The organism is Bradyrhizobium sp. (assembly GCF_035309285.1).
Classification (GTDB): Bacteria; Pseudomonadota; Alphaproteobacteria; order Rhizobiales; family Xanthobacteraceae; genus Bradyrhizobium.
In genome coordinates this window covers 45,112-54,818 of sequence record NZ_DATGFH010000043.1, presented here as the reverse complement: position 1 = coordinate 54,818, position 9,707 = coordinate 45,112, and the positions used below count along the sequence as shown (strand labels likewise).

The window sequence follows — 9,707 nt, the reverse complement described above, 5'->3', positions numbered from 1 at the left end:
TCGCCACACCGGAGAATGGTTCTGCCTGCATCGCAGCCTTACTCTCGCCGAAGCGATTGACACGCTAAGGTCCGAAGGATTGTTCCATCCCTTTTGAACATCGCAAGTTCAGTTCCCCGCGGTACTCGCCGGATGGTTACGGCAAGAGGGATCGAGGAAGTGTTCGGGTGGATCAAAAGTTCCACCGATCTGGCCAAGGTGAAGCTGCGGGTGCGCGAGTTGTGGACGCCCCCTTTACGTTGGCGTTTGCGGCCTACAATCTCAGCCGCCCAAGCTGCTGGCGGTGCAGCCATGCGCTGCGGGGCAAATGGCGTGTCGTGGAAACGCCTGACTACGACTTGGCTGGGCCGGGCTCTTATGTTCTGTTCGCAAACGAAGGCGGCAAGTTCGCCCTGGATTGCCTGCCTCACAGGGGCAATACATGGCCATTGCGAAGGTGATACCGTCGAGTTCACATGGGAGGCAGCGACGACATTCCTTTTATCGCACGCCGATTGGCTACTTCTTCAACAGCCTGTTAAATCTCCGTTTTCAACGAATGTCGGTCTCGGTCGAAACTCGCCCGGGCATGACGAACAGAGACCCCTCGAAGCCTCGTGATGGGAAGGGCAGCGGTTAGCCCTTCCTTAACCGAGCCGTCGCATGGTCGGTCATGGTCTCCCGCTCGCGCCTCAGATCCGTGCTGACGGGGCTCGCCCTCTATACGATGGCGGCCGCGCTGATCGGCTATTTCGGCGTCAATGCCTACACCGGCAAATATGGCCTCAACGCGCAGCAGGAACTCGACCAGGAGATGGTCTCCCTGACCTCAGAGCTCGCGCAGCTCAAACGCGAGCGGGCGGATGACGAGCATCGCGTCTCGCTGCTGCGTTCCGACCGGGTCGACCCCGACATGCTGGACGAGCGCGCGCGCTTCGAGCTCGATTATGCAAATCCGCATGATCTGGTGCGCATGATCCCACAGCGCGCACCATCGGCGCAGTCCGATTCCAAAAATTAGGCCATTCGATTTCGAAAGTTTCATGCCGCATTGCACTGCGGCATAGCAAATCTTTCCACGCGCCACGCAATCCTTCCACCCCGGAATGAGTTGGGTTAGAGAGGGCCATCCATTCTCTCTTTTCAGCCGGATTTGCCATGGCCACACCCAAAAAGACTGACAGCAAAACTGACGGGAAGGGGCAGGAAAAGGAGCAAGGCACGACCAACGGTTCGCCGCCGGAGTTCACCAAAGAGCAGGAATTCAAGGCGCTGCGCGACATGCTTCTGATCCGGCGCTTCGAGGAGAAGGCCGGCCAGCTCTATGGCATGGGCGCGATCGGCGGCTTCTGCCACCTTTATATCGGCCAGGAGGCCGTCGTGGTCGGCATGCAGATGGCGCTGAAGAAGGGCGACCAGGTCATAACGGGTTACCGGGACCACGGGCACATGCTGGCAACCGGCATGGAAGCCAAGGGCGTGATGGCCGAGCTGACCGGCCGCCGCGGCGGCTATTCCAGGGGCAAGGGCGGCTCGATGCACATGTTCTCGAAGGCCGAGCACTTCTACGGCGGCCACGGCATCGTCGGCGCGCAGGTCTCGCTCGGCACCGGGCTCGGTTTCGCCAATTTCTATCGCGGCAATGATTCCGTGAGCGTGACTTATTTCGGCGATGGCGCTGCCAACCAGGGCCAGGTCTATGAAAGCTTCAACATGGCCGAGCTGTGGAAGCTGCCGGTGGTCTATGTCATCGAGAACAACCGCTATGCCATGGGCACCTCGGTGAAGCGCTCTTCGGCGCAGACCGATTTTTCCAAGCGCGGCGCCTCGTTTAATATCCCCGGCGAACAGGTCGACGGCATGGATGTTCGCGCGGTGAAGGCCGCCGGCGAGCAGGCGATCGCCTGGTGCCGCGCCGGCAAGGGTCCTTACATCCTCGAAATGCAGACCTATCGCTATCGCGGCCATTCGATGTCGGATCCCGCGAAGTACCGGACCCGCGAGGAGGTCGAAAAAGTCCGCCACGATCAGGACCCGATCGAGCAGGTGCGCAACCGCCTGTTGGCTGCGAAGATCAGCGAGCAGGAATTGAAGGACATCGACGCGCAAGTGCGCGAGATCGTCAATGCCGCGGCGGACTTCGCGCAGCACGATCCCGAGCCCGACGTTGCCGAGCTCTATACCGACGTCTACCGCTAAGGCGCACGCCAGCTAATTTCCGGAGTAACCATGCCCATTCAAGTGCTGATGCCTGCGCTCTCGCCCACCATGGAAAAGGGCAATCTGGCGAAGTGGCTGAAAAAGGAAGGCGACACCATCAAGTCCGGCGACGTCATCGCCGAGATCGAGACTGATAAGGCGACGATGGAGGTCGAGGCGACCGATGAAGGCAAGCTCGGCCAGATCCTGATTCCGGAAGGCACCGCCGACGTCGCCGTCAACACGCCGATCGCGACCATTCTGGCGGATGGCGAAAGCGCTGCTGATCTTGCCAAAGCGCCGGCGCCGGCCAAGGCAGAAAAGCCTGTCGAAGCCGCGCCGCCTGCTCAGGCCAAAGCCGAAGCGCCGCAGCCCAAGGCTGCGCCGGCCGCGCCGCAGGTGGTCGCCGAGCCCGATCCCGAAGTTCCTGCCGGCACCGAGATGATCACGCAGACCATCCGCGAGGCGCTGCGCGACGCCATGGCCGAAGAGATGCGGCGCGATCCCGATGTCTTTCTTATGGGCGAGGAGGTCGCGGAGTATCAGGGCGCCTACAAGGTCTCGCAGGGCCTGTTGCAGGAGTTCGGCCCGAAACGCGTCATCGACACACCGATCACCGAGCATGGCTTTGCCGGCGTTGGCATTGGCGCAGCCATGGCCGGCCTCAAGCCGATCGTCGAGTTCATGACCTTCAACTTCGCCATGCAGGCGATGGACCAGATCATCAACTCCGCAGCCAAGACGCTTTACATGTCCGGCGGTCAGATGGGCTGCTCGATCGTGTTCCGCGGGCCCAATGGCGCCGCCGCGCGCGTCGCCGCCCAGCACAGCCAGGATTATGCGGCCTGGTACTCGCAGATTCCGGGGCTCAAGGTGATCGCGCCGTTCTCGGCCGCCGATTACAAGGGCTTGTTGAAGGCCGCGATCCGCGATCCCAATCCGGTGATTTTCCTCGAGAACGAGGTCTTGTACGGCCATAGCGGCCCGGTGCCGAAGCTCGACGATTACGTGATCCCGATCGGCAAGGCGCGCGTGGCGCGGCAAGGCCAGCACGTCACCATCATCTCCTGGTCGAACGGCATGACCTATTCGCTTAAAGCCGCCGACGAACTGGCCAAGGAAGGGATCGAGGCCGAGGTGATCGACCTGCGCACGTTGCGCCCGATGGATACCGAGACCATCGTGGCGTCGGTCAAGAAGACCGGACGCGCGGTCTGCGTCGAGGAAGGCTGGCAGCAATCCGGCGTCGGCGCGGAAGTCGCCGCCCGCCTGATGGAGCACGCCTTCGACTATCTCGATGCGCCGGTTGCGCGCGTCTCCGGCAAGGACGTACCGATGCCCTATGCCGCGAACCTGGAAAAGCTGGCATTGCCCTCCGTGGCCGAGGTGGTGGAAGCCGCCAAGGCCGTTTCCTATCGGTGAAGCATGGCAGGTCCCAAGGAGCAACCGCTGCCGCCTGACGTGATGGGGCGCGAAGACGCCGTCGAGGTGCTGCGCGCGTTCGTCGTCGACGGCGGGCTCTCCATCGCATTTCAGCGCGCCTTCGAGGAGCCTGACATGTGGGGCCTCATGCTCGTCGATATCGCCCGCCATGCCGCGCGCGCCTATGCGCGCGAAAGCGACATCACCGAAGACGAGGCGCTGGCGCGCATCGTCGACATGTTCGAAGCCGAAATCGAGCGGCCGACCGACACGGGCAAGACCGTGCCGCGGTCGCAACAGGGTCACTGACAATGCCGATCAACATCCTGATGCCCGCGCTGTCGCCCACGATGGAAAAGGGCAACCTTGCCAAGTGGCTCAAGAAGGAAGGCGACAAGGTCAAATCCGGCGACGTGATCGCCGAGATCGAGACCGACAAGGCGACCATGGAGGTCGAGGCGATCGACGAGGGGACCATTGCGAAGATTCTGGTGCCCGAGGGCACACAGGACGTCCCGGTCAATGACGTGATCGCGGTGCTCGCCGGTGACGGCGAAGATGTGAAGGCGGCTGGCGCCTCTGCCGGCGCCGCGAAGCCCAGTGCGGCGCCCGCGCCCGCGAAAGCCGAAGCGCCGGCGCCCAAGCCGGCTGCCGCCCCGCCGCCCGCGGCGGCGCCTGCGCCAAAGCCTGCCGCGGCGCCCGCGCCAATGGCGGCGTCACCCGCGCCGCAAGCCAACGGCCATGGCCGCATCTTCTCTTCGCCGCTCGCGCGACGCCTGGCGAAAGACGCCGGCATCGAGCTCGGCCGTATCGCCGGCACCGGTCCGCACGGCCGCATCATCGCGCGCGACGTCGAGGAGGCGAAGTCCGGCAAGGGCCTGAAGGCGCCGGCCGCAGCACCCGCCGCCGGGCCAGCGCTGGCGCCGTCGATGTCGGACAAGCAGATTCTGGCGCTGTTCGAGCCGGGCTCCTACGAGATCGTACCGCATGACGGCATGCGCCGCACCATTGCGCAGCGCCTGACCGCATCGGTGCAGAACGTCCCGCATTTCTATCTCACCATCGATTGCGACATCGGCAAGCTCCTCCTCGCGCGCGAGGAGATCAACGCTGCCGCGCCGAAGGACAAGGAAAAGAAGCCGCTCTACAAGATCTCGGTCAACGACTTCGTCATCAAGGCGATGGCGATCGCGCTGCAGAAGATTCCGAACTGCAATGTAAGCTGGTCGGAAGGCGGCATGATCAAGCACAAGCATTCCGACGTCGGTGTCGCGGTCGCGATGCCGGGCGGCCTGATCACGCCGATCATCCGCAAAGCGGAGACCAAGACGTTGTCCGTCATCTCCAACGAGATGAAGGATTTCGCCGCGCGCGCCCGCGCGCGAAAGCTCAAGCCCGAGGAATATCAGGGCGGCACCACCGCGGTCTCCAACCTCGGCATGTACGGCATCAAGGATTTCACCGCCGTGATCAACCCGCCGCATGCGACGATTCTGGCGGTCGGCACCAGCGAGGAGCGTGCGGTGGTGCGCGGCGGCAAGATCGAGATCGCGAGTATCATGAGCGTGACGCTCTCCTGCGATCACCGCGCCATCGACGGCGCCCTCGGCGCCGAGCTGATCGGCGAGTTCAGGCGGCTGATCGAAAATCCGGTCATGATGATGGTGTGAGGCTTAAGGGCGAAGGGGACGACGTTGAATGTCCGAACGCGCTGGCCCTGGATCTCGCTGCTGCTCGCGGTCCTCGTCATCGTCAGCCCGCCCGGCCGCGAAATCCTTCACGACGCCATCTTCTCCGGCGAAGCGCTGTCACGAGGCATCGCCCAGTTCCTCGTCTGTGTTGGCCTCGGCATTCTGGCCCTGATCGGCGGGCTGGAATGGCTGGTCAGGGTGATTATCTCAAGGCGCCGCGCCCGCGGCGCAAGCGACATCAAGAGTTGAACGGGAGCCGCCATGGCCGACACATCCTTCGACGTCATCATCATCGGCTCCGGTCCGGGCGGATACGTCACGGCGATCCGCGCAGCCCAGCTCGGTTTCAAGACCGCGATTGTCGAGAAGGCCTATCTCGGCGGCATCTGCCTGAACTGGGGCTGCATCCCGACCAAGGCGCTGCTGCGTTCGGCCGAGATCTACCACTACATGCAGCACGCCAAGGACTATGGGCTGTCGGCCGAGAAGGTCGGCTACGACGCCAAGGCGGTGGTGCAGCGCTCGCGCGGCGTGTCAAAACGCCTCAACGATGGCGTCGGCTTCCTGATGAAGAAGAACAAGGTCTCGGTCATCTGGGGCGACGCGTCGATCGATGCGCCCGGCAAGCTCACGGTGAAGAAATCGCCGGTCGAAGGCCCGAAGGGCTCGCTGGGCGAGGGCGCCTATCAGGCGAAGCACATCATCATCGCGACCGGCGCGCGACCGCGCGTGCTGCCGGGCCTCGAGTCCGACAAGAAGCTCATCTGGACCTATTTCGAGGCGATGGTGCCGGATCGGATGCCGAAGTCGCTTCTGGTGGTCGGCTCGGGCGCGATCGGCATCGAGTTCGCATCGTTCTTCCACACCATGGGCTCCGACGTCACCGTGGTCGAAGTGCTGCCGCAGATCCTGCCCGTCGAGGATGCCGAGATCGCAGGGCTGGCGCGCAAACGCTTCGAGAAGCAGGGCATCAAGATTCTCACGTCGACCAAGGTCACAAAACTTGAGAAGAAAGCCGACAGCGTGGTCGCGACCATCGATGACGGCAAGGGCAAGCCGGTCACGACCGAGTTCGAGCGCGTGATCTCCGCGGTCGGGGTGGTCGGCAATATCGAAAACCTCGGGCTCGAGAAGCTCGGGGTGAAGACCGATCGCGGTTGCATCGTCATCGACGGCCTATGCAAGACCAACGTGCCCGGCATCTACGCGATCGGCGATGTCGCAGGCCCGCCGATGCTCGCGCACAAGGCCGAGCACGAGGGCGTGGTCTGCGTCGAGGCGATCAAGGGCCTTCATCCGCACCCGATGGACAAGAACCTCATTCCCGGCTGCACCTATTGCAATCCGCAGGTCGCGTCGGTGGGTCTCACCGAGGCCAGGGCGAAGGAGGGGGGCCGCGAAATCCGTGTCGGCCGCTTCCCCTTTGTCGGCAACGGCAAGGCCATCGCGCTCGGCGAGGATCAGGGCTTGGTCAAGGTCGTCTTCGACAAGAAGACCGGCCAGCTCCTCGGCGCGCACATGATCGGCGCCGAGGTCACCGAGCTGATCCAGGGCTATGTCGTCGCCATGAACCTGGAGACGACGGAAGAAGAACTGATGCACACGGTATTCCCGCATCCGACCTTGTCGGAAATGATGAAGGAGGCCGTGCTCGACGCCTACGGGAGGGTGTTGAATATTTGACGGCGACAGCGGCCATCTCAATTCGTCATGCGCGGGCTTGACCCGCGCATCCATCCAGCGAACAATCTTTTTCAAGAGGGATGGATTGCCGGGTCAAGCCCGGCAATGACGAGCTGGCAGGTTAGCGCTGCTCGGAAGAACGTAAGAGAAAGAACCAAGCCGTGCACGACAACGACAACCTCACCATCGAACGTCCGACCTTCGTCACCCATCTCGAATGCGCGATGGAAGGCGATCACTATCCCGCCGACCAGATCCACAATCTCTCCAAGGCCGGCAAGCCGCTGCTGGTGCGCTACGACCTCGCGGGCGCGAAGAAGGCGCTGACCAAGGACGCGCTGGCACAGCGCCCGGCAGACATGTGGCGCTACCGCGAGCTGTTGCCGGTCCGCAAATGCAAGGACATCGTCAGCCTCGGCGAGGTCATGACGCCGCTGATCCGCTTGCCACGGCTGTCGAAGAAGCTCGGCGGCGGCGAGATCATCGTGAAGGACGAGGGACGGTTGCCGACCGGCTCGTTCAAGGCGCGCGGCCTGGTCATGGCGGTGTCGATGGGCAAGGCGCTCGGCGTCAAGCACATGGCGATGCCGACCAACGGCAATGCCGGTGCTGCGCTCGCGGCCTATGCGACGAGCTGCGGCATCAAGACCACGATCTTCTGCCCGGCCGATACGCCGGAGGTGAATGTCAGCGAGATCGAGCTGCAGGGTGCGACCGTCTATCGCGTCAACGGCCTGATCGATGATTGCGGCAAGATCGTCGGCGAGGGCAAGGCCAAGGTCGGTTGGTTTGATACCTCGACCCTGAAGGAGCCGTACCGCATCGAGGGCAAGAAGACGATGGGGCTCGAGCTCGCCGAACAGCTCGGCTGGGAGGTGCCGGACGTGATCTTCTATCCGACCGGCGGCGGCACCGGACTGATCGGCATGTGGAAGGCATTCGCCGAGCTTGAGGCAATCGGCTTCATTGGTGCAAAACGCCCGCGCATGGTTGCGGTGCAGGCCGCCGGCTGCGCGCCGATGGTGCGTGCCTATGAGGCAGGCAGCGAGCACGCGCCGCGCTGGGAGGACGCGCATACGATCGCCTCCGGCATCCGCGTGCCGCAGGCGGTCGGCGATTTCCTGATCCTGCGTGCGGTGCGCGAGAGCAAAGGCTTTGCAATCGCGGTCAGCGACGAGACTATTTCTGCTGCGCTGAACGAAGTCGCGCGCGAGGAGGGCCTCCTGCTCTGCCCCGAGGGCGCCGCGACCTACGCCGCCTATCAGCAAAGCCTCGCCGATGGGCGTGTTGCGAAAAGCGATCGCGTGATGCTGTTCAATTGCGCTACGGGTCTCAAATGTCCGCTGCCGCCGGTCACGCGCACGCTCGATCGCTTCAAGCCGATCGACTACGCGAGTCTATAGGCCGTCATTGCGAGCGAAGCGAAGCAATCCATGCCGCGACGAAGGAATGGATTGCTTCGTCGCGGAGCCTGTCATCGGGCCGCGCTTCGCGCGGACCCGTTGGCTCCTCGCAATTGCGATGGTGCGGCGTCGGAGGAGTGACGATGTTTAGACCAATTCTCGCTACGCTAATCGCAATTTTTGCATTGGCTGAACCCGCGCTCGCGGAAGACTATCCGACACGGCCGGTCACCGTGGTGGTGCCGTTCGCCGCGGGCGGGCCTTCGGATGCGATGATGCGCATCCTTGGCGAAGGCATGAAGCGCTCGCTTGGCCAATCGATCGTGGTCGAGGACATCACCGGCGCCGGCGGCTCGATCGGCGTCGGCCGCGTGGTTCACTCCGCACCCGACGGCTACACCATCGGCTTTGGCCATCTCGGCACCCATGTCGCCAACGGTGCGATCTACAAGCTCAATTACGATCTCGTCACCGATCTCGAGCCGATCGTGCTGTTGCCGAGCAACCCCATGGTCATCGTCAGCAGGAACGCGGTGCCGGCCAAGACGCTCAAGGACCTGATCGCGTGGCTTAAGTCGCGGCCACAGCCGGCGACCGCCGGCACGGCAGGCGCGGGCTCTGGGAGCCACATCGCGGGACTTGCCTTCGAGAAGGCCGCGGGCGTGTCGGTGCAGTTCGTGCCTTATCGCGGCACGGCTCCGGCCCTCAACGATCTCGTCGCCGGCCAGATCGACATCATCGTCGACCAGCTCTCCAATTCGATCAACCAGGTGAGGGCAGGGAACATCCGCGCCTATGCCGTCACCGATTCAAGGCGGAGCGATCAGGCGCAGGACATTCCGACCACCGATGAAGCCGGCTTGCCGAATTTTCACATGACGCTGTGGTCGGGCCTGTGGGCGCCGAAGGGCACACCGAAGCCGATCATCGACAAGCTCAACAAGGCAGCCAACGAGGCTTTGGCCGATCCGCAGGTGAAGAAGCAGCTCGAAAACCTTGGCCTGAGGATGCCGCCCGCCAGCCAGTCGACGCCGGAAGCGCTCGGTGATTGGCAGAAGGCCGAGATCGCCAAATGGTGGCCGATCATCAAGGCTGCCAATGTGAAGGTGGAATGAGCCGCGATCTGCCCTGCGCGGTTTGGCGGTGTCGCGAAAAGGGAGCCCGCCATTTGAGGCGGGCGCAAGTTTAGGGAGGAAGCGCCCTGACGAAGAGCGCAAGCCCAATCTCCCCGATTCGGTTACGGACAGTAAGATCGTATAACTACTGTCATCGGCATCGGGTCTAAGCGACCCTTCCAGGGTTCCGACCCCTCCGGTACCGGAGGGTGTTC

The 9,707-nt window shown here is 63.4% G+C and carries 9 protein-coding genes; all 9 read left to right on the top strand.

What is annotated here, in order from left to right; translation table 11 throughout:
• Nucleotides 1-652 precede the first annotated feature (652 nt).
• The 9 genes from VKR55_RS09120 to VKR55_RS09080 all read left to right on the top strand — a co-directional run bounded on the left by VKR55_RS09120 (nucleotide 653) and on the right by VKR55_RS09080 (nucleotide 9,492).
• Nucleotides 653-1,000 (top strand): FtsB family cell division protein, encoded by a 348-nt coding sequence (locus VKR55_RS09120; protein WP_324402018.1) that lies wholly within the window; start codon nucleotides 653-655, stop codon nucleotides 998-1,000.
• A gap of 137 nt (nucleotides 1,001-1,137) precedes the next feature.
• Nucleotides 1,138-2,178 carry a pyruvate dehydrogenase (acetyl-transferring) E1 component subunit alpha gene (gene pdhA / locus VKR55_RS09115; RefSeq protein ID WP_324402016.1) on the top strand — a complete coding sequence of 347 codons (1,041 nt, stop codon included), beginning with the start codon at nucleotides 1,138-1,140 and terminating at the stop codon, nucleotides 2,176-2,178.
• Nucleotides 2,179-2,208: 30 nt separating this feature from the next.
• Complete coding sequence (locus VKR55_RS09110) at nucleotides 2,209-3,600, top strand: pyruvate dehydrogenase complex E1 component subunit beta (protein WP_324402014.1); 1,392 nt, start codon at nucleotides 2,209-2,211, stop codon at nucleotides 3,598-3,600.
• 3 nt (nucleotides 3,601-3,603) lie between these two features.
• On the top strand, nucleotides 3,604-3,909 hold the full coding sequence (locus VKR55_RS09105; RefSeq protein WP_324402012.1) for a DUF5076 domain-containing protein: 306 nt from the start codon (nucleotides 3,604-3,606) through the stop codon (nucleotides 3,907-3,909).
• Between the two features lie 2 nt (nucleotides 3,910-3,911).
• Nucleotides 3,912-5,270 (top strand): pyruvate dehydrogenase complex dihydrolipoamide acetyltransferase, encoded by a 1,359-nt coding sequence (locus VKR55_RS09100; RefSeq protein WP_324402010.1) that lies wholly within the window; start codon nucleotides 3,912-3,914, stop codon nucleotides 5,268-5,270.
• Between the two features lie 24 nt (nucleotides 5,271-5,294).
• Entirely contained in the window at nucleotides 5,295-5,540 is a 246-nt protein-coding gene (locus VKR55_RS09095) for a hypothetical protein (RefSeq protein ID WP_324402008.1), read from the top strand.
• 12 nt (nucleotides 5,541-5,552) lie between these two features.
• Entirely contained in the window at nucleotides 5,553-6,974 is a 1,422-nt protein-coding gene (lpdA, locus tag VKR55_RS09090) for a dihydrolipoyl dehydrogenase (protein ID WP_324402006.1), read from the top strand.
• Between the two features lie 161 nt (nucleotides 6,975-7,135).
• On the top strand, nucleotides 7,136-8,377 hold the full coding sequence (locus VKR55_RS09085) for a threonine synthase (RefSeq protein ID WP_324402004.1): 1,242 nt from the start codon (nucleotides 7,136-7,138) through the stop codon (nucleotides 8,375-8,377).
• A 143-nt stretch (nucleotides 8,378-8,520) separates the two neighbouring features.
• Nucleotides 8,521-9,492 carry a tripartite tricarboxylate transporter substrate binding protein BugD gene (locus tag VKR55_RS09080; protein ID WP_324402002.1) on the top strand — a complete coding sequence of 324 codons (972 nt, stop codon included), beginning with the start codon at nucleotides 8,521-8,523 and terminating at the stop codon, nucleotides 9,490-9,492.
• The last annotated feature ends 215 nt before the right edge of the window (nucleotides 9,493-9,707 follow it).